This is a genomic window from Verminephrobacter aporrectodeae subsp. tuberculatae At4 (assembly GCF_000193225.1).
Taxonomy (GTDB): domain Bacteria; phylum Pseudomonadota; class Gammaproteobacteria; order Burkholderiales; family Burkholderiaceae_C; genus Acidovorax; species Acidovorax aporrectodeae.
In genome coordinates this window covers 1-16,689 of the sequence record NZ_AFAL01000424.1, presented here as the reverse complement: position 1 = coordinate 16,689, position 16,689 = coordinate 1, and the positions used below count along the sequence as shown (strand labels likewise).

Sequence of the window (16,689 nt, the reverse complement as noted above, 5' to 3'; positions counted from 1 at the left end):
GCACCGGGGCCAGCGCCTCGCTCACCCGCGGGCGGCGCTGCGCGCGGGCAGCCCGGGATTCGGCGCCGGGCAGCATCTGCGCGAGCAGCCTTTGCGCCAGTTCGGGGTTGCGGAAATAGGCGTCGAAGAGCTCCCGAAACAGCATGCGGTCCTGCTCACGGCTGAGCAGCACAGCCTCGAGCGCGGCGCCAAAGTCGTCCCGCCGCAGGCCCACCAGCAGCAGCGCCCGCTGGGCCAGCGCCATGCGCGCCGCGTCCACCGGAACGCCGGCGCGGCGCAGCGCGCGGCCAAAGCCGCTGAGGTTGTCCGCCAGCTTGCCGCTGCGCGCGTCGCCCCAGGGGGTGAGCGCAGGGGATGGGGAGATCGAAGCCATGCGGACAGCGGCGTCCTTCAGGCCTGCGCCGGCAGCGGCCCGAGCAGTTCCAGCGCCATCTCCCGGGTCAGGGCCGCCACGTCCTCGCGCTGTTTGAACAGGATTCCCGCGGTGTCGGACACCACCTCGGGGTCGATCACGACGGTGTCGAGCGCGACCAGGGCCCTGGCCCATTCCACGCTCTCGGCAATCCCGGGAGCGCGCTGGAAGGCGTCGGCAAAGGGCTGGCTGCGCAGGCGACCGACGAACTCTGCGACCTGCGCGCTCAGCGCCGCGCTCGCGCCGGGCGCCTGGGCGCGCACGATGGCGAGTTCGCGCGCGCGCTCGGGGTAGTCGAGCCAGTGGTACAGGCAGCGGCGCTTGACGGCGTCGTGCAGGTCGCGCGTGCGGTTGCTCGTCAGCAGGGTGACCGGCGTGGCCGTGGCACGCACGGTGCCAATCTCGGGAACGCTCACTTGGTACTCGCCCAGGTACTCGAGCAAAAAACCTCGAACGGCTCGTCGGCGCGGTCCACCTCGTCGATCAACAGCACCGCGCCGGGCGCGGGCGCCTGCAGGGCCTGCAGCAGGGGGCGGCGGATCAGGTAGCGCTCCTGGTAGACCTCGCGCTCCAACTGCCCCATATCGGCGCCACCCCGGCCTTCGGCAGCGCGCATGTGCAGCAACTGGGCAGCGTAGTTCCATTCATAAAGCGCCTCGCGCTGCTCCAGCCCGTCGTAGCACTGCAAACGAATCAGGCTGCGCCCCAGCACCTGGCTCAGCGCCTGCGCCAACGCCGTCTTGCCCACGCCAGGCGCGCCTTCGAGCAGCAGCGGGCGCTGCAGGCGCAGCGCCAGAAACAGCGCTATGGCCAGGCGCCGGTCGGCAAAATAGCCGGCGTGTTGGAGGGCTTGTATCAGGGTATCGACGGAGGGTGGTGTGGGGGCTGCGGTGTTCATTGCTGTGTTATTGATAGCTTTCGATGAATGATTTACATACGCCAACGGCATATTTTATTCAGACATCTCCTACCACGTTGCGGGAGCATGACGGCACGCCGAATTCCTTTGAAAGACGCCTTGGGATTTTTAAGATTCTTCGCAGATTACGGATCCATCTTTTTTATGACTGATCTCGGACAGGCCCGCCAGGTGGTCCAAGATAGTCGCTGAGAGAAGGAATATAGCGTGACCTAGTAATAGTTACCATATACATGAACGTTGAAAATGTGTTGAAATGTGCATATTGACTTTCTCCCGGCAACAAAAACCGATGCTTTTTATTCTGCAAGGCCATTGCTGGATATGGCAGATGAAAATTATCCGAAACATAGCATAGTAATCCATCATCAATACTCAAAATAAAATTGTGCTTGTGCCGATGTTCTATATCTTTCCCGTACATTTCGTCTAATTCATGTTCAAGACGAGTGTGATCGAAGTCAAATTTCTGGCAAATCAAGAACGATGGCATAAGATCTCTCGGGTCCATTTTTGAGTCGAATTTGCGTGATGGATGGAGCATTTCCTCACTGAGTCGCTTTACAGCCGCAAGCTTATTAAGCGCATCCTTCAGAGCATTTTTTTTCAAATTCGATTTCACTTCTCCAATACAAAATACCGACTCCACCGGGAAAAAACGCTGGCGATCTCCCCCGATATACAAAGGTGTCGTACCTGCATCAAAAACAACAACATCGACCTGTGTACTCACACTGTCTTTTGCGGTTATAACAAAGCCACTTGACATATCCAAGTTCCGCGGAACCAAGAACTTCATGAAATCGCGGACAATGGATTCGCGGAAAACTCCATATTCCCCTGCATGACGCAGTTTCTTTTCGACAGGATCGTAGAAAACATCTGTAGCTGTTTTGCTAAAGGCAGCACGAAATACATCGACCTGCTCACGAAGCAGCGCATTAAAAATGGTGCTAGCCATATAGTTCTCCGTTGGGGATGAAGGCACCCGCTGTATTCTGTGAAACTCTTCTGTTTCGGTGAATCGGATGCATGTTTGATTCAAAAAATCCCTGCCACGCCACAACCGCATGGCAGGATCCCGGTGCCGCGCAGGTGATGATTATTAACCCAACATCCGCGCCACCGCCCGCTGCGTCTGCACGCTAATTAGCTGCGCACGGTAAATGGCGCTGGCATGGATGTCGGTATTCAGGTCGCTGGCGTCGATTTTTACCGCAGCGGCCGACTCGGGGGTCAGGTTGCGCGTGAGCGCGGCCTCCAGCGCCGTGTGGCGGAATACGCTGCTTGCCGCGCCCGTCACAGCCACGCGCACGCCGTTGTCGGTCTGCGCGACGAATACGCCCACCAGTGCAAAGCGCGATGCGGCCTGCTTGAACTTCAGGTAGGCCGCGCGCTTCGGGATCGGGAAGTGGATGGCCGTGATCAATTCCCCCTCCTGCAGCGCCGTGCTGTACATGCCCAGAAAGAAATCGTCGGCCACGATCTCGCGCCGGTTCGTGAAAATGGTCGCACCCAGGCCCAGCACCGCGCTGGGGTAGCAGGCGGCGGGGTCGTTGTTTGCCACCGATCCGCCCAGCGTGCCGCGCGCGCGCACCTGGCGGTCGCCAATATGCGCTGCCAGGTCGGCGAGCGCCGGGATCGCGGCGCGCACCTCGGCGCTGCGCGCAACGTCCATGTGCCGTGTCATGGCGCCAATTGCCAGCGCGTTTCCTGCGCGGCGGATTCCGGCCAGCTCCGCGATGCCGGCGAGGTCGATGAGCTGCTCGGGGTTGGCCAGGCGCAGGCGCATCGAGGGCAGCAGGCTCTGCCCGCCGGCGATCGGCTTGCCGCCCGCAGCGGCCAGCTGCGCGGCGTCGGCCAGGCTCGCGGGGGTTTCGTAGGTGAATGTGTACATGCTGCTTCTCCTCTCAGGCCTTGGCGTTTTGAATTGCTTGCCACACGCGGTGCGGCGATGCGGGCATATCGAAGTCGCGCACGCCCAGCGGGCGCAGCGCGTCGAGCACGGCGTTGATCACCGCGGGCGGCGCGCCGATGGCCCCGGCCTCGCCGCAGCCCTTGGTGCCCAGCGGGTTGTGCGTGCAGGGCGTGCACACATGGCCCAGCTTGAACAGGGGGAAGTCGTCCGCGCGCGGCATCGCGTAGTCCATGAAGCTGCCGCTGAGCAGTTGGCCGGTTTCGCGGTCGTAGACGCAGTTTTCCAGCAGTGCCTGCCCTATGCCCTGCACCAGGCCGCCGTGCACCTGGCCTTCGACGATCATGGGGTTGATGATGGTGCCGAAGTCGTCCACCGCGGTGAAGCGATCGACCCGCGTGGCGCCGGTGGCGGGGTCGATCTCGACCTCGCAGATATAGGTGCCTGCGGGGAAGGTGAAATTGGTCGGGTCGTAGAAAGCGGTTTCGTTCAGACCGGGTTCGAGCGTGTCGAGCGGGTAGTTGTGCGGCACGTAGGCGGTGAGCGCCACCTGACCGAAGGGGATTTTCTTGTCCGTTCCCCGCACGCTGAATTCGCCGTTGGCAAAGTCGATGTCGGCGTCGCTGGCTTCCATGAGGTGCGCGGCGATTTTCTTCGCCTTGGCCTCGATCTTGTCCAGCGCCTTCATGATCGCCGTGCCGCCCACGCTGATCGAGCGCGACCCGTAGGTCCCCATGCCGAAGGGCACGCGGCCCGTGTCGCCGTGCACGATGTCCACGTTCTCCACCGGGATTCCCAGGCGCGCCGCGACCACCTGCGCAAAGGTGGTCTCGTGCCCCTGGCCGTGGCTGTGCGAGCCGGTGAAAACGCTCACGCTGCCCGTGGGATGCACGCGCACTTCGCCGCATTCGAACAGGCCGGCGCGCGCGCCCAGCGCGCCGGCGATGTTCGACGGTGCAAGGCCGCAGGCCTCGATGTACGACGAATAGCCGATTCCGCGCAGCAGGCCCTTGGCCGCGCTCGCCGCCTTGCGCGCGTCGAACCCCGCCACGTCGGCCAGCTGCTGCGCCTGCGCCATGCAGGCGTGGTAGTCGCCGGTGTCGTATTGCAGCGCCACCGGCGTCTGGTGGGGGAAGGTGCTGATGAAGTTGCGCCGGCGGATCTCGTCCTGGTCCAGGCCCAGTTCCCAGGCGCAGCGGGTGACCAGGCGCTCGAGCAGATAGGTGGCCTCGGGCCGGCCCGCGCCGCGGTACGCGTCCACCGGCGCCGTGTTGGTAAACCAGGCGTCCACCTGCACGTGGATCAGCGGCGTGGTGTACTGGCCGGCGAGCAGCGTGGCGTACAGGATGGTCGGAACGGCGCTCGCAAAGGTGCTCAGGTACGCGCCCAGGTTGGCGTCGGTGTGCACGCGCAGCGCCAGGAACCTGCCGTCCTTGTCCAGCGCCATCTCGGCGTGGCTGACGTGGTCGCGGCCATGCGCGTCGCACAGAAAGGACTCGCTGCGGTCGGCCACCCATTTGATGCTGCGCGTGAGCTTCTTGCTGGCCCAGGTCAGGCACACGTCTTCGGCGTACAGGTAGATCTTCGAGCCGAAACCGCCGCCCACGTCGGGGGCGATCACGCGCACCTTGTGCTCGGGCAGACCGAGAACGAAGGCCGTCATGAGCAGGCGCTCGACGTGCGGGTTCTGGTTGCTCACGTACAGCGTGTATTCGTCGTTCGCCCGGTTGTAGTTGGCAATCGCCGCGCGCGGCTCGATCGCGTTCGGGATCAGGCGGTTGTTCACGAGGTCGATCCGGGTGACGTGCGCCGCGTTGGCAAACGCCGCGTCCACCGCACCCTGGTCGCCGAGCGCCCATTTGAAGCAGTTGTTGTCCGGGGCGGCGTCGTGCAGGGCGGCGCCGGCGACGGCGCCCGAGGCCGCGTCGCAGACGCTGACCACGGCGGGCAGCACCTCGTAGTCCACGGCAATCAGTTCCGCCGCATCGCGCGCCTGCTGCTGGGTCTGCGCCACCACCATGGCGACGTGGTCGCCCACGTAGCGCACCTTGTCCTGCGCCAGGATGGGGTGCGGCGGCTCCTTCATGGGCTCGCCGTTGGTGCCGGTGATGAGCCAGCCGCAGGGCAGGCCGTTGACCTTGTCGGCCGCCACGTCGGCGCCGGTGAACACCCCCAGCACGCCGGGCGCGGCCCGCGCGGCGTCGGTGTCCACGCGCGCGATCCTGGCGTGCGCATGCGGCGAGCGCAGGAACACGGCGTGGCTTTGCGCGGCCAGCACCACGTCGTCGGTGTACTGCCCGGCGCCGGTCAGAAAGCGGTAGTCTTCCTTGCGCCGCAGCGATTCGCCGATGTACGGCAGTTTGGAAAAATCGGATGCACCCATGGTCCTTGTCTCCTCAGAGTCGTTGTGCGCGGGGGTCAGGCGCAGGCCATGGCTTTTTGGCCGGTCTGCACCGCGCGCACGATGTTCTGGTAGCCGGTGCAGCGGCAGATATTGCCCTCGAGCAGTTCGCGGATCTCTTCTTCGCTCGCGTCGGGATGGTTGCGGCACAGATCGACCGCGCTCAGCACCATGCCGGGCGTGCAAAAGCCGCATTGCAGACCGTGGCATTCCTTGAACGCCGCCTGCATCGGGTGCAGCGTGCCATCGGCTGCGGCCAGGCCCTCGATGGTGGTCACCTCGGCCCCCTGCGCCTGCACCGCGAGCATGGCGCAGGACTTCACCGCGTCGCCGTTCACGAGCACCGTACAGGCCCCGCACTGGCTGGTGTCGCAACCCACATGGGTGCCGGTCAGCGCAAGCTGCTCGCGCAGCGCGTGAACGAGCAAGGTATTCGGTGGAACGTCAACGCTGAGCGCGCGCCCGTTGACCGTGAACTGGACTTGCATCTGGCTGTCTCCTGAAGAGGTGTTGGCTGGATTGAGCCCGCACATCTTCTGCTCCAGCCATGCGCCGACCTCTAGGGAACAACCCTTGGTTTTCTGGAATCAGGTGGCTGCGGCGCGCACGGATTCAGCCCTTGGTCCAAACCGGGTGCCGGGAGAACAGATCGGCCAAGCCAGGATTGTCAGATTCCGGACGATCCAGCATTTCCAGAAATCCTTGGTACTGGCTGCCGGAAACCATCAGCAATCGCTGGTCGAGCAAGGTCTGCTCTGCCGCTTGGCACGCGGCATCGAGGATGAAATCCGCCAGTGATTTGTGCACGAGTTCAGCGGCGCGACGCAGAACGACTTCCTGTTCAGGCGTGGCACGCAGTCCGAGCCGGGCCGAACGGGTGAGAGCAGCGGCAGGCATGGAAAGCCCCTCCACATACGAGAAATGGACTGAATGCTAGCGCTCTATGCCAGTTTGGCGAAGCGCCTTGCGCACGGTGACCGGATTGACCTTGGTGCCAGTACGCCGGAACGACTCGCGGGTGAGTTCGTCGAGCGGGCAGTGGGGTTGCTCACGGACGATGGAACGCAGCACGATGGTGTGTTGCGCATTCAGGGTCGGGCCGCGTCCGGGGCGCCCTGCTTGCACGGGCGCAGCCTCTCCGAGCAAGCAATCAGGAATGCGAAAAATATGCATAAAATGTGCTCTGCTACAACGCTTCGGAGCAACGCCATGACTGCCACTGCCTTTGCGGACATGCTCGAATCGGCGCGGGAGACTGACAGCCCGCTCTTTTCGGCCGCCAACATCGCCACAACCCTGGGCCTGCAACACCAGGATCTGGCCACGCTGGCAGGAGTGCACCGCAACACACTGCGCACCCACCCCGAGTCCCCGCGGCTCCAGCGCGCGTTGCGTGACCTGATGCGCTTGCTGTCAGCCGCGATGGCCGTGCAGCCGGACGCCCAGCGCGCCATCTTTTTGGTCAAAAACGAGCCCATCCCCGTCTTTCGCCACAAAACCCTGCTGCAACTGGTGCAGGAAGGACGCACGGAGGATGCGATCGACTACCTGGAGTCGATCAGCGCCGGGTTTGCCGGATGATCCTGTACGATCCGCCGGCCGACCCCGGAACGTATGTGGGGGTCTGCGCCATCTCCCACGCAGCACCACCAGACGACGGCATGGTACTTGCGTCTCTTTGCTTTTTGATTCACCAATATGCGACATTTACTCTCATCCCCGGCTCATGCCATGGCGCCCCGCACCCGCTTACCGTCCTGGCTGTCTGCCTGCTTTCTTGGCCTGACCCTTGCCGCCTGCGGAGGAGGCGGCGGCAGTAACGGCAGCGGCGACTCTGGCTCCGGCAACGATGCTGACGACACAAGAACCGCCAACCCCTTCATTGCTCCGGCCGGGGCGCTGTGCGCCCAACGCGATGCCAACAGCAATAACTGCATTCAGCCCACCTCGTCCTCCACCGATGAACAGGCGCTGTTCGATGCCATCAGCGACCCCAACGGCTCGGTGATCGACTTCGACGGCCCGGGCTACATGGAGAACGAACTCTTCTCCGTCGGCAAGATATCCATCACCTCCTACGGCATGGCGCGGCGCCGCATCCAGGCCGGGCGCAATGCCTTTACCGTGGATGGCAGGCGCTACGGGGAGGGCAAACGCAGCCAGTCCGGGGAAGATATCCGCTATGTCTACAAAGGTGATCGCGGGAGCAACGTCACCGTCGAACTCATCAAAAGCATGGGCCATCGGAAGGAAACCCTCTGGGGCATCGGACTCCGCGAGGACGAGCGCGCCACCACACCCGACACGACGGGAATCTCCTGGACTACCGTGTTCGGAGTGCTTACCGACCAAGCCGACGCCCCCAAGACCCGGAAAGTGCGCTATGTGGGTACCGTCTGGACATTGACCGGCACGGACGGTCGCATTCTGGAGGTAGAAGACGTTACCTACGAGACCGAGTTGGATACGGTCACAGGCAGGCTCGCCGGGGTCCGCATCGACTACACCAATCCCAAAACCCGGAAGTACATGCAGCTGGAATTGCCCGAGTTGAAGTTCGAGAACTCGCGGCTCGACAGCGCCTCGCGCCAGCAGCGCACCAGTGTCCAGACCGGAATCACCTCATACAACCACAGCTTTACCCTTGATGGTCTGGAAGGCGAGATCCTGGGCAAGCAGGCCGCGAGCATCTACCTCGTGGGCGGGGGCGCCAAGGGCGCTTTGCAAGTGACACTGAGGCGCAAGGACCAGATGGAGAGCGACGTTGTCATCAACGTCCCCTTCTCCGCCACGCCCTGAACCCCGTACCGACCGCGAGCCACGGCTTGCCCGCGCCGTCCTTGCGGCGCGCGGGGGACTTTTTATAATCCGCGGCTCCGAGGAGCGTTGCAGCGCCCCCAGCACCGGCGGGGCGTGAGGCTCGGAGTCAGCAGAACCTGTTTGCGCAACGACGCTCATCCACTTTGCGTGCGATGGGGCGCGTCCTCCTCCCGCGCGTAGTGGCTTGGCAAACCTGCTTTGGAGCATCCATATGAACGCACGAGTCGAGGCCCCCGTCCATGCCGATTGCCGCGTCGCCGACATCGGCCTGGCCGGGTGGGGGCGCAGGGAAATCCGCATCGCCGAAACCGAGATGCCCGGCCTGATGGCGCTGCGCGAGGAGTTTGCCGCGCGCCAGCCGCTCGCGGGCGCGCGCATCGCCGGCAGCCTGCACATGACGATTCAGACGGCGGTGCTCATCGAGACCCTGCAGGCCCTGGGCGCGCGCGTGCGCTGGGCCTCGTGCAATATCTTCTCGACGCAGGACCACGCCGCGGCCGCGATCGCCGCGACCGGAACGCCGGTGTTCGCCGTCAAGGGCGAGACGCTCGCCGACTACTGGGACTACACGCACCGCATCTTTGACTTTGGCGCCGCCGACACCGAGGGCGAGGGGCCTGACATGATTCTGGACGACGGCGGCGACGCCACGCTGCTGATGCATCTGGGCCGGCAGGCCGAGCAGGACCCGTCCGTGCTGGAGCAGCCCGCAAGCGCAGAGGAGCGCGCCCTGTTCGCCGCCATCGCGTCCCGGCTGGCCGCCGACCCGGGTTGGTACCGCCGCAAGAGCGCGCGCATCCTCGGCGTGACCGAGGAGACCACCACGGGCGTGCACCGGCTCAAGGAAATGTCGGCGCAGGGCCGGCTCATGTTCCGTGCCATCAACGTGAACGATTCGGTGACCAAGTCCAAATTCGACAACCTCTACGGCTGCCGCGAATCGCTGCTCGACGGAATCAAGCGCGCCACCGACGTGATGATCGCCGGCAAGATCGCCTGCGTGGCCGGCTACGGCGACGTGGGCAAGGGGTCGGCGCAGGCGCTGCGCGCGCTCAGCGCCCAGGTGTGGGTGACCGAGATCGACCCGATCAACGCGCTGCAGGCCGCCATGGAGGGCTACCGGGTCGTGACGCTGGAGTACGCCGCCGACAAGGCCGACATCTTCGTGACCGCCACGGGCAACAGGGACGTGATCCGCCACGAACATATGCGGGCCATGAAGGACCAGGCGATCGTCTGCAACATCGGCCATTTCGACAACGAAATCCAGGTCGCCGCGCTGGAACAGTACCCGTGGGAGGAGGTCAAGCCCCAGGTCGATCACGTGATCTTCCCCGACGGCCGGCGCATCATCCTGCTGGCCAAGGGCCGCCTCGTGAATCTGGGCTGCGCAACGGGTCATCCGAGCTTTGTGATGTCGTCGAGCTTTGCCAACCAGACGCTCGCGCAGATCGAACTGTTCACGCAGCGCGAGCGCTACCAGAGCGGCAAGGTATACGTGCTGCCCCGGCACCTCGATGAAAAGGTCGCGCGCCTGCACCTTCGGAAGGTCGGCGCGGTGCTCACCGAACTCACGCCCGAGCAGGCCGCGTACATCGGGGTTCCCCGGCAGGGGCCGTACAAGCCGGAGACCTACCGCTACTGATGCCTGATGCCCGATGCGCGCAGATGTTTTCTTGCTGCAATCCGGGAATGCCGCGACGCGCTCGCAGGCGCAGCGGCTGATCGCGTCGGGGGTTGAATGGCGCCTGCCTTGCGGGTCGCCGTGGCGCCGGGTGGCGAAGAACGGGGACGAGATTCCGGTTGGCGCCGAGTTGCGCCTGCTCGACGGCGCCGAGTCCCGCTACGTCTCGCGCGGGGGGATCAAGCTCGAAGCCGCCTTGCACGCGGCCGGCCCTTGCGTCGCGCAGCGGCGCTGTCTGGACGTGGGCCAGGGCACGGGGGGGTTTACCGACTGCCTGTTGCAGCAAGGCGCGGCCCAGGTGCTGGGCGTGGACGTGGGGCATGGCCAATTGCACGCGCGGCTGGGCGGCGATGCGCGCGTGCTCTGCGTCGAGGGCCTGAATGCGCGCGCGCTCACGGCAGGCGCTCTGCGGCAGGCGTGCGCGGCGACGCGGCAGGCCATACCCGCCACCGAAGCCTTTGACATCGTGACCGGTGACCTCTCGTTCATCTCGCTCACGCTGGTGCTGCCCGCGCTGGCGCCGCTGCTGGCCGCCGATGGCGATCTGCTGATGCTGGTCAAGCCGCAATTCGAGTTGCAACCCGGGCAAATCGGCAAAGGCGGTATCGTGCGGGACGCGGCGCTGTACGCGGTGGTGGAGAGCCGCATCCGGGGCTGCTGCGCCGACCTTGGCCTCGTGGTCCGGGACTGGATCGACAGCCCGATCCGCGGGGGCGACGGCAACCGGGAGTTTTTTGTCTACGCAAGGAGGAACGCATGATTGCTGCCAGCGCAGAAGGCACCGGTTTTCCGGTGAGTTTCGAGTTTTTCCCGCCCAAGACGCCGCAGGGCGCGGACCGGCTGCGCGCAGCGCGCCAGGAGTTGTACACGCTGCATCCGGATTTTTGCTCCGTGACCTACGGCGCCGGCGGCTCCACGCAGGCGGGAAGCTTCGCCACCGTGCGCGAAATTCTGGCCGAGGGCATGGGCGCGGCCGCGCATTTTTCCTGCGTCGGCGCCACGCACGAATTGATCCGCGAGCAGTTGGCCGCGCTTGAGGCCATGGGCGTGAAACGCCTGGTCGCACTGCGTGGCGACCTGCCCAGCGGCTACGGCCTGGGCGGCGAGTTTCAGCATGCGGGCGATCTGGTGGCCTTTATCCGCGCCGAGACCGGCAACAACTTCCACATCGAAGTGGCCGCCTACCCCGAGACGCATCCCCAGGCCCGCTCGCCCGACGCCGACCTCCAGGCGTATGCGGCCAAGGTGCGCGCCGGAGCGAACTCCGCGATCACGCAGTTTTTCTACAACAGCGACGCGTACCTGCGCTTTCTCGAAGACGCCCAACGGCTGGGCGCCGAGGTGCCCGTGGTCCCGGGAATCATGCCGATCTCCAGTTCGACCCAGCTGATGCGCTTTGCCGACGCCTGCGGGGCAGAGATTCCGCGCTGGATCCGCCTGCGGCTCCAGGCGTTTGGCGACGACAGCGCCAGCATCCGGGCATTTGGCCTGGACGTGGTGACCGATCTGTGCGATCGGCTATGCGCTGCAGGCGCGCCGGCGCTGCATTTCTACACGCTGAACCAAAGCGCCGCGGCGCTGGAGATCTGCCGCCGGCTGGGGATCTGACGCACGCCCGCACCCGCGCCGGACCTCAGCCGCCGGATGACTCCAGGGTGTGCGCGGCGTGCCTGTCCTGCGCCAGCAACTGCACCATCTGCGGCAACGCGGCCTGCAGGGCCGCTTTCAGCGTGAAGGGCGGGTTGATCAGGAACATGCCGCTCGCGGGAAGACCGGGGCGCCTGACCTCGCCGTCGGCGCTTGCCGTGATCCGGCTCGACTTGACGGTCAGCGTGGCGTGCAGCCAGCCCCTGCCCGCCTGGTTCGCCAGCGTCCTCAAGCGGCGCGGCAGGCCATGCGCTTCGGGGCGGGGAATGATCGGGTACCAGAACGCATAGGCGCCGGTGGCAAAGCGCGCGAGCGCGTCGGTGGCGAAGTCCAGAACCTTGCCGTAGTCGCTCTTTATCTCGTAGCTCGGGTCGCACAGCACCAGGGCGCGCCGCGCCGGCGGGGGCAGGAATTTCCGCACGCCCGCAAAGCCGTCCTCATGCAGCACGGCGAGTTGGCGGCCCGCCTCCAGTTGCGCCACGTTGCCCGCGAGCGACCGCAGGTCGGTCGGATGCAATTCAAACAGCTTGAGCCTGTCGTGCGCGCGCAGCAGGCGCTGCACGATAAAGGGCGAGCCCGGGTACACCCGGGGGGTGTCGCCGGGGTGGTTGAAGGCGCGCACCAACTCCACGTAGGACTGCAACGCCGGGGCAAACGCCGGCACCGCGGGGGCGGCGAAGAGACGCGCCACGCCGTGCGTGGCCTCGCCGCTGGTGCGCGCGCAGTCCCCGTCGAGCCGGTACAGGCCCGCGCCCGCATGCGTGTCGAGCACGGTCAGAGCCGCGTCTTTTTCGATGAGGTGCTGCAAGGCGGCGATCAGCACGGTGTGCTTGAGCACATCGGCATGATTGCCCGCGTGGAAGGCGTGGCGATAGCTGAACATGCTCCGATGGTAACGGCGCGGCGCCGCGCTCCCCCGAGAAGTTCGTATAATCGCGGGCTTCGCAGCGTTTTCGTGGTCCCGCGGCGAAGATCGACGTCCACCGGAGAGGCTTCCCAACAAGAGTTGCACCGACCGTGGATGAAAGGACCACCAAACCACCCCACCCTTTCTTGGGAACCCCCCATGCCCACATTCAGCGCAAAACCCGCTGAGGTCGTGCACGAGTGGTTTGTGATTGACGCGACCGACAAGGTCCTCGGACGAGTAGCCAGCGAAGTTGCTCTCCGTTTGCGCGGCAAACACAAGGCCATCTACACGCCTCACGTCGATACCGGTGACTACATCGTCATCGTCAACGCCGCCCGGCTCAAGGTCACCGGCACCAAGTCCCTGGACAAGGTGTACTACCGGCACTCGGGCTACCCCGGCGGAATCAAGGCCACGAACTTCCGCGACATGCAGGCCAAGCACCCCGGCCGCGCGCTGGAAAAGCGGTCAAGGGCATGCTGCCCAAGGGCCCCTTGGGCTACGCGATGATCAAGAAACTCAAGGTGTACGGTGGTGCCGAGCATCCCCACACCGCCCAGCAGCCCAAGGTGCTGGAAATCCAGGGAGCCTCGAAATGATTGGTGCATGGAACAATGGCACGGGCCGGCGCAAGTCCAGCGTCGCGCGCGTATTTCTGAAAAAAGGCAGCGGCAAGATCACGGTCAACGGCAAGGACATACAGTCCTACTTCGGCCGCGAAACCTCGATCATGATCGCCAAGCAGCCCCTGGCGCTGACGAACCATGCCGAGAGCTTCGACATCCGCATCAACGTGCACGGCGGGGGCGAATCCGGCCAGGCCGGTGCGGCGCGCCACGGCATCACCCGCGCGCTCATCGACTACGACGCTGCGCTCAAGCCCGTCCTGAGCCAGGCCGGTTTCGTGACGCGCGACGCGCGCGAGGTGGAACGCAAGAAGGTCGGCCTGCATTCCGCACGCCGCGCCAAGCAGTTCTCCAAGCGTTGAGCTGCTCCGGACTCCCTTCCCGGCGCGCGGTATCCCCGGCTTGGGGCCCTGTGTCCCTGCCCTGCTCGGCAGAAAACCGCCCAAGGGCGGTTTTCTTCTCATCACCATGCGCTTTCGCCTTCTGCGCCACCGGCTGACCATCAGCGCCCCCCGGGTTGCAGTCCGCAGCGCCCTGCCCTGGCCCTTTCGCTGGCTCGCCCTGGCCGTGCTGCTGGGCCTGTGCGCAGTCGCCGCGTTCCGGGTTTTCGATTCCGGGAAACCCGTCGTCGCCAGGCTGGATGCCGGCACGCGCGCCGAGTGGCTCGCGCTCAGGAGCGAGCTTGCCAGCCTGCACGAGCAGGAGCGCCAGCGGCAGGCGGTGGCGCTCACGGCCGAAAGCCTGCTCGCCGCCGAGCGCGCCGCCAAGGAAAGCCTGCTGGCGCAGGTGCGGCAATTGCAAGCGGACAACCAGACGCTGCGCGAGGACCTGGGCTTCTTCGAAAAGCTGATCCCCGCTGCCAAGACGCAGGGGCCGGCGATTCGCGCCCTGCAGGCGGAAGTGCTCGCGGGAATGCAGTTGCGCTGGCAGGTGCTGGTCATTCAGGCCACGCGCAACGCGCCCGACTTCAACGGGAGTCTGGAGCTGATGCTCGCCGGCACCCGCGACGGCAGGCCCTGGACGCAGACCCTGCCGCCGCAGGGGCAGCCGCTGCAGCTCAGGCAATACCGCCGCGTCGAGGGCGTGTTCGATCTGCCACCGAACACCGTGGTAAAGACTGTTACCGCACGTGTGCTGGAAGGCACGGCAGTGCGTGCCGTGCAGACCATGGCGCTCAAATAGGCCCCGGCTTGCAGATGCGCCAGCCGGGAGTGGGTGTATCGTCGGGCGTTGCCAACCCGCATGCCGGCCGCTTGGCCCAGCCGCATCTCCAGGAGCCCGGATCCTATGTTTTCCCGCAAGAAGCAACCCCCCATCAAAAGCCTGATCGCCCAGGGCAGCAGGATCGAGGGGGAGGTGCATTTTTCCGAGGGTCTGCGCATCGACGGTGAGGTGGTGGGGGACATCTGCGCGCAGCCGGAGCAGCCCAGCATCCTCGTGATCTCCGAGACGGCCCGTGTCGAGGGCACGGTGCACGCCCACCACGTCGTCATTGGCGGCCAGATGATCGGCCCCGTGCATGCGCAGTTCCTGGAGTTGCAACCCAGGGCGCGGGTCACGGGCAGCGTGCATTACGCGGCGCTGGAGATGCACCAGGGGGCCGTGGTTGCCGGGCAACTGGTTCCCGCAGAGGCGGCCGTGCTGGTCGAAGGAAAGCCCCCACTGGAGTTGGCGTCCAGCCACCCGTGATGTGAACCCGAGCGCTTGGCAGTAGTATTGCCCCTTAGCCCCTGAACCCGGAGTATCCCCATGAACGCTGTTGCAGAAAACATCCAGACCGAAATCCCCGAACCCATTCTGTTTACGGACAGCGCGGCGGCCAAGGTGGCGGACCTGATCGCCGAAGAGGGCAACCCCGAGCTGAAGCTGCGCGTCTTCGTGCAGGGCGGCGGTTGCTCGGGATTCCAATACGGTTTCACCTTCGATGAAATCACCAACGAAGACGACACCACCATGACGAAGAACGGTGTCTCGCTGCTCATCGACGCCATGAGCTACCAGTATCTCGTCGGCGCCGAGATCGACTACAAGGAAGACCTGCAGGGCGCGCAATTCGTCATCAAGAACCCGAACGCGACCAGCACCTGCGGCTGCGGTTCGAGCTTCTCCGCGTAAATTGCCGCGCGTGAAAACGACCGCCTTCGGGCGGTTTTTTTTCGCCCCCGCGGGGGCGGGTTGCGCGACGGATCAGGCCGGATGCACCGTTCCCAGAACGCGCGCGCCGGCTGCGCCCGTCACGCCGGGCAGGTTGCCCGGTGCACCGCGCAGCGTCTGGCGCGCCAGCCAGGCAAAGGCGGCGGCCTCTACCTGCAGGGCGGGCAGTCCCAGGGCGTCGCTGGCCAGCACCTGGAGCGACGGGCCTGCCGCCACCCGCAGGCGCTCCATCAGATGGGTGTTCAGGGCGCCGCCCCCGCATACGGCGAGGATTTGGCCGGGATAGGCTCTGGCGCTCTGCATGCATGCGCGCGCGGTGAACTCCGTCAACGTGGCCTGAACGTCGATCGCAGCCGCGCCCGCGCAGCAGCGCAGCCGGGCGGAGAGCCAGGCCGGATTGAACAGATCGCGCCCCGTGCTCTTGGGCGGTGGCTGCTGCAGGAAGGGCTCCTGCATCAGCGCGGCCAGCAGCTGCGGCAGCACCTGGCCGCGCGCGGCCCAGGCGCCGTCCCTGTCGAACAGCTCGCCGGTGTGCTGCCGGCACCAGTCGTCCACCAAGGCGTTTCCCGGGCCGCAGTCGAAGCCGATCACGCTGCCGTCCGCCCCGAGCACGCTGAGGTTGGCGATGCCGCCGACGTTCAGCACCAGCACGGTCTCCTGCGCGCGCCCGAAGACGCCCTGGTGGAACGCGGGAACCAGCGGCGCGCCCTGGCCGCCGGCGGCGACGTCACGGCTGCGGAAATCGGCGACCACGGCGATTCCCGTGCGCTCGGCGAGCAGCGCGGGGTTGCCCAGTTGCAGCGTATAGCCGGTGCCGTCGAACTCCCCGGGGCGATGCCGCACGGTCTGCCCATGCGCGCCGATCGCGCGGATCGCGCTGGCGGGCTCGCCGCTGCGCTCCAGCAGCGTCTGCACGACCCGGGCATAGGACCGGGACAGCGCATTGCCCGCGAGCGCGGCGCGGTGCAGTTCGTTCTCGCCGGGGGTGTTCAGGTCGCGCAGCACGGCGCGCAGCTCGGGTGCGAATGCGGCGCTGGCGTGCTGCGCGACCCGCATGCGCGGGCCGGAGAAATCCGCCAGCACCCCGTCGATGCCGTCGAGCGAGGTGCCCGACATCAGGCCGATGTACAGATCGGACACTGGCGGGCCAGCCCGTTGTGCGGTGCGCGCGCAGGAATCAATCGACGCTGGCCTGACCGAT

Annotated in this window: 16 protein-coding genes, 4 pseudogenes and 1 riboswitch; of the genes and pseudogenes, 10 read left to right on the top strand and 10 right to left on the bottom strand. The window is 65.7% G+C overall.

Annotated features, from left to right (window positions below):
• The 8 genes and pseudogenes from VTU_RS27185 to VTU_RS0113285 form a co-directional block, all read right to left on the bottom strand.
• Positions 1-373, bottom strand: a pseudogene (locus VTU_RS27185) (vWA domain-containing protein); the annotation flags it as partial.
• A 17-nt stretch (positions 374-390) separates the two neighbouring features.
• Positions 391-1,310, bottom strand: a pseudogene (locus tag VTU_RS27180) (AAA family ATPase).
• Between the two features lie 163 nt (positions 1,311-1,473).
• On the bottom strand, positions 1,474-2,292 hold the full coding sequence (locus VTU_RS32780) for a DUF6602 domain-containing protein (protein ID WP_138927883.1): 819 nt from the start codon (positions 2,290-2,292) through the stop codon (positions 1,474-1,476).
• A 144-nt stretch (positions 2,293-2,436) separates the two neighbouring features.
• Entirely contained in the window at positions 2,437-3,228 is a 792-nt protein-coding gene (locus tag VTU_RS0113305) for an FAD binding domain-containing protein (protein WP_010104916.1), read from the bottom strand.
• Positions 3,229-3,241: 13 nt separating this feature from the next.
• Positions 3,242-5,629, bottom strand: coding sequence for a xanthine dehydrogenase family protein molybdopterin-binding subunit (locus VTU_RS0113300; protein WP_010104915.1), 2,388 nt, complete (start codon positions 5,627-5,629; stop codon positions 3,242-3,244).
• A 35-nt stretch (positions 5,630-5,664) separates the two neighbouring features.
• Positions 5,665-6,135 (bottom strand): (2Fe-2S)-binding protein, encoded by a 471-nt coding sequence (locus tag VTU_RS0113295; protein WP_010104914.1) that lies wholly within the window; start codon positions 6,133-6,135, stop codon positions 5,665-5,667.
• 124 nt (positions 6,136-6,259) lie between these two features.
• Entirely contained in the window at positions 6,260-6,544 is a 285-nt protein-coding gene (locus tag VTU_RS0113290) for a type II toxin-antitoxin system TacA family antitoxin (protein ID WP_010104912.1), read from the bottom strand.
• Positions 6,545-6,583: 39 nt separating this feature from the next.
• Positions 6,584-6,820: pseudogene (locus VTU_RS0113285) on the bottom strand (hypothetical protein); the annotation flags it as partial.
• Positions 6,821-6,856: 36 nt separating this feature from the next.
• On the opposite strand from VTU_RS0113285, the gene VTU_RS0113280 reads away from it, so the two are divergent.
• The 5 genes from VTU_RS0113280 to metF all read left to right on the top strand — a co-directional run bounded on the left by VTU_RS0113280 (position 6,857) and on the right by metF (position 11,759).
• Positions 6,857-7,228, top strand: a complete 372-nt coding sequence (locus tag VTU_RS0113280; RefSeq protein ID WP_010104909.1) for a hypothetical protein — start codon at positions 6,857-6,859, stop codon at positions 7,226-7,228.
• A 150-nt stretch (positions 7,229-7,378) separates the two neighbouring features.
• On the top strand, positions 7,379-8,446 hold the full coding sequence (locus VTU_RS30740) for a hypothetical protein (RefSeq protein WP_010104908.1): 1,068 nt from the start codon (positions 7,379-7,381) through the stop codon (positions 8,444-8,446).
• Positions 8,447-8,519: 73 nt separating this feature from the next.
• Positions 8,520-8,610, top strand: a riboswitch (S-adenosyl-L-homocysteine riboswitch).
• 68 nt (positions 8,611-8,678) lie between these two features.
• Positions 8,679-10,112: an adenosylhomocysteinase gene (gene ahcY / locus VTU_RS0113270; protein WP_010104906.1), complete on the top strand. Its 1,434-nt coding sequence runs from the start codon at positions 8,679-8,681 to the stop codon at positions 10,110-10,112.
• Between the two features lie 13 nt (positions 10,113-10,125).
• Complete coding sequence (locus tag VTU_RS0113265; protein WP_010104904.1) at positions 10,126-10,911, top strand: TlyA family RNA methyltransferase; 786 nt, start codon at positions 10,126-10,128, stop codon at positions 10,909-10,911.
• On the top strand, positions 10,908-11,759 hold the full coding sequence (metF, locus tag VTU_RS0113260) for a methylenetetrahydrofolate reductase [NAD(P)H] (protein WP_010104902.1): 852 nt from the start codon (positions 10,908-10,910) through the stop codon (positions 11,757-11,759). Before VTU_RS0113265 ends, metF begins: the two co-directional genes overlap by 4 nt.
• A gap of 25 nt (positions 11,760-11,784) precedes the next feature.
• On the opposite strand, the gene VTU_RS0113255 is transcribed toward metF, so the two are convergent.
• Positions 11,785-12,681, bottom strand: coding sequence for a 23S rRNA (adenine(2030)-N(6))-methyltransferase RlmJ (locus VTU_RS0113255; protein ID WP_010104901.1), 897 nt, complete (start codon positions 12,679-12,681; stop codon positions 11,785-11,787).
• Between the two features lie 183 nt (positions 12,682-12,864).
• Here VTU_RS0113255 and rplM point away from each other — a divergent pair.
• The 5 genes and pseudogenes from rplM to erpA all read left to right on the top strand — a co-directional run bounded on the left by rplM (position 12,865) and on the right by erpA (position 15,449).
• A pseudogene (gene rplM / locus VTU_RS0113250) lies at positions 12,865-13,307 on the top strand (50S ribosomal protein L13).
• Positions 13,304-13,696, top strand: a complete 393-nt coding sequence (gene rpsI / locus VTU_RS0113245) for a 30S ribosomal protein S9 (protein WP_010104898.1) — start codon at positions 13,304-13,306, stop codon at positions 13,694-13,696. The pseudogene rplM and the gene rpsI overlap by 4 nt, the downstream one beginning before the upstream one ends.
• A 106-nt stretch (positions 13,697-13,802) precedes the next feature.
• Complete coding sequence (locus tag VTU_RS0113240; RefSeq protein WP_010104896.1) at positions 13,803-14,516, top strand: DUF6776 family protein; 714 nt, start codon at positions 13,803-13,805, stop codon at positions 14,514-14,516.
• A 105-nt stretch (positions 14,517-14,621) separates the two neighbouring features.
• A complete protein-coding gene (locus VTU_RS0113235; protein WP_010104894.1) occupies positions 14,622-15,023 on the top strand; it encodes a bactofilin family protein in 402 nt (133 codons plus the stop codon).
• A gap of 60 nt (positions 15,024-15,083) precedes the next feature.
• Positions 15,084-15,449, top strand: a complete 366-nt coding sequence (gene erpA, locus VTU_RS0113230) for an iron-sulfur cluster insertion protein ErpA (protein WP_010104892.1) — start codon at positions 15,084-15,086, stop codon at positions 15,447-15,449.
• Between the two features lie 72 nt (positions 15,450-15,521).
• On the opposite strand, the gene VTU_RS0113225 is transcribed toward erpA, so the two are convergent.
• Complete coding sequence (locus VTU_RS0113225) at positions 15,522-16,604, bottom strand: anhydro-N-acetylmuramic acid kinase (RefSeq protein WP_040892795.1); 1,083 nt, start codon at positions 16,602-16,604, stop codon at positions 15,522-15,524.
• Between the last annotated feature and the right edge of the window lie 85 nt (positions 16,605-16,689).

Bases quoted from the DNA above. Each gene is read 5' to 3' on its own strand.
- VTU_RS0113240 (WP_010104896.1), top strand. From the start codon at position 13,803: ATGCGCTTTCGCCTTCTGCGCCACCGGCTGACCATCAGCGCCCCCCGG.
- VTU_RS0113280 (WP_010104909.1), top strand. From the start codon at position 6,857: ATGACTGCCACTGCCTTTGCGGACATGCTCGAATCGGCGCGGGAGACT.
- VTU_RS0113295 (WP_010104914.1), bottom strand. From the start codon at position 6,135: ATGCAAGTCCAGTTCACGGTCAACGGGCGCGCGCTCAGCGTTGACGTT.
- rpsI (WP_010104898.1), top strand. From the start codon at position 13,304: ATGATTGGTGCATGGAACAATGGCACGGGCCGGCGCAAGTCCAGCGTC.
- VTU_RS0113290 (WP_010104912.1), bottom strand. From the start codon at position 6,544: ATGCCTGCCGCTGCTCTCACCCGTTCGGCCCGGCTCGGACTGCGTGCC.
- VTU_RS30740 (WP_010104908.1), top strand. From the start codon at position 7,379: ATGGCGCCCCGCACCCGCTTACCGTCCTGGCTGTCTGCCTGCTTTCTT.
- metF (WP_010104902.1), top strand. From the start codon at position 10,908: ATGATTGCTGCCAGCGCAGAAGGCACCGGTTTTCCGGTGAGTTTCGAG.
- VTU_RS32780 (WP_138927883.1), bottom strand. From the start codon at position 2,292: ATGGCTAGCACCATTTTTAATGCGCTGCTTCGTGAGCAGGTCGATGTA.
- VTU_RS0113300 (WP_010104915.1), bottom strand. From the start codon at position 5,629: ATGGGTGCATCCGATTTTTCCAAACTGCCGTACATCGGCGAATCGCTG.
- VTU_RS0113235 (WP_010104894.1), top strand. From the start codon at position 14,622: ATGTTTTCCCGCAAGAAGCAACCCCCCATCAAAAGCCTGATCGCCCAG.
- erpA (WP_010104892.1), top strand. From the start codon at position 15,084: ATGAACGCTGTTGCAGAAAACATCCAGACCGAAATCCCCGAACCCATT.
- VTU_RS0113265 (WP_010104904.1), top strand. From the start codon at position 10,126: ATGCGCGCAGATGTTTTCTTGCTGCAATCCGGGAATGCCGCGACGCGC.
- VTU_RS0113255 (WP_010104901.1), bottom strand. From the start codon at position 12,681: ATGTTCAGCTATCGCCACGCCTTCCACGCGGGCAATCATGCCGATGTG.
- VTU_RS0113225 (WP_040892795.1), bottom strand. From the start codon at position 16,604: ATGTCGGGCACCTCGCTCGACGGCATCGACGGGGTGCTGGCGGATTTC.
- ahcY (WP_010104906.1), top strand. From the start codon at position 8,679: ATGAACGCACGAGTCGAGGCCCCCGTCCATGCCGATTGCCGCGTCGCC.
- VTU_RS0113305 (WP_010104916.1), bottom strand. From the start codon at position 3,228: ATGTACACATTCACCTACGAAACCCCCGCGAGCCTGGCCGACGCCGCG.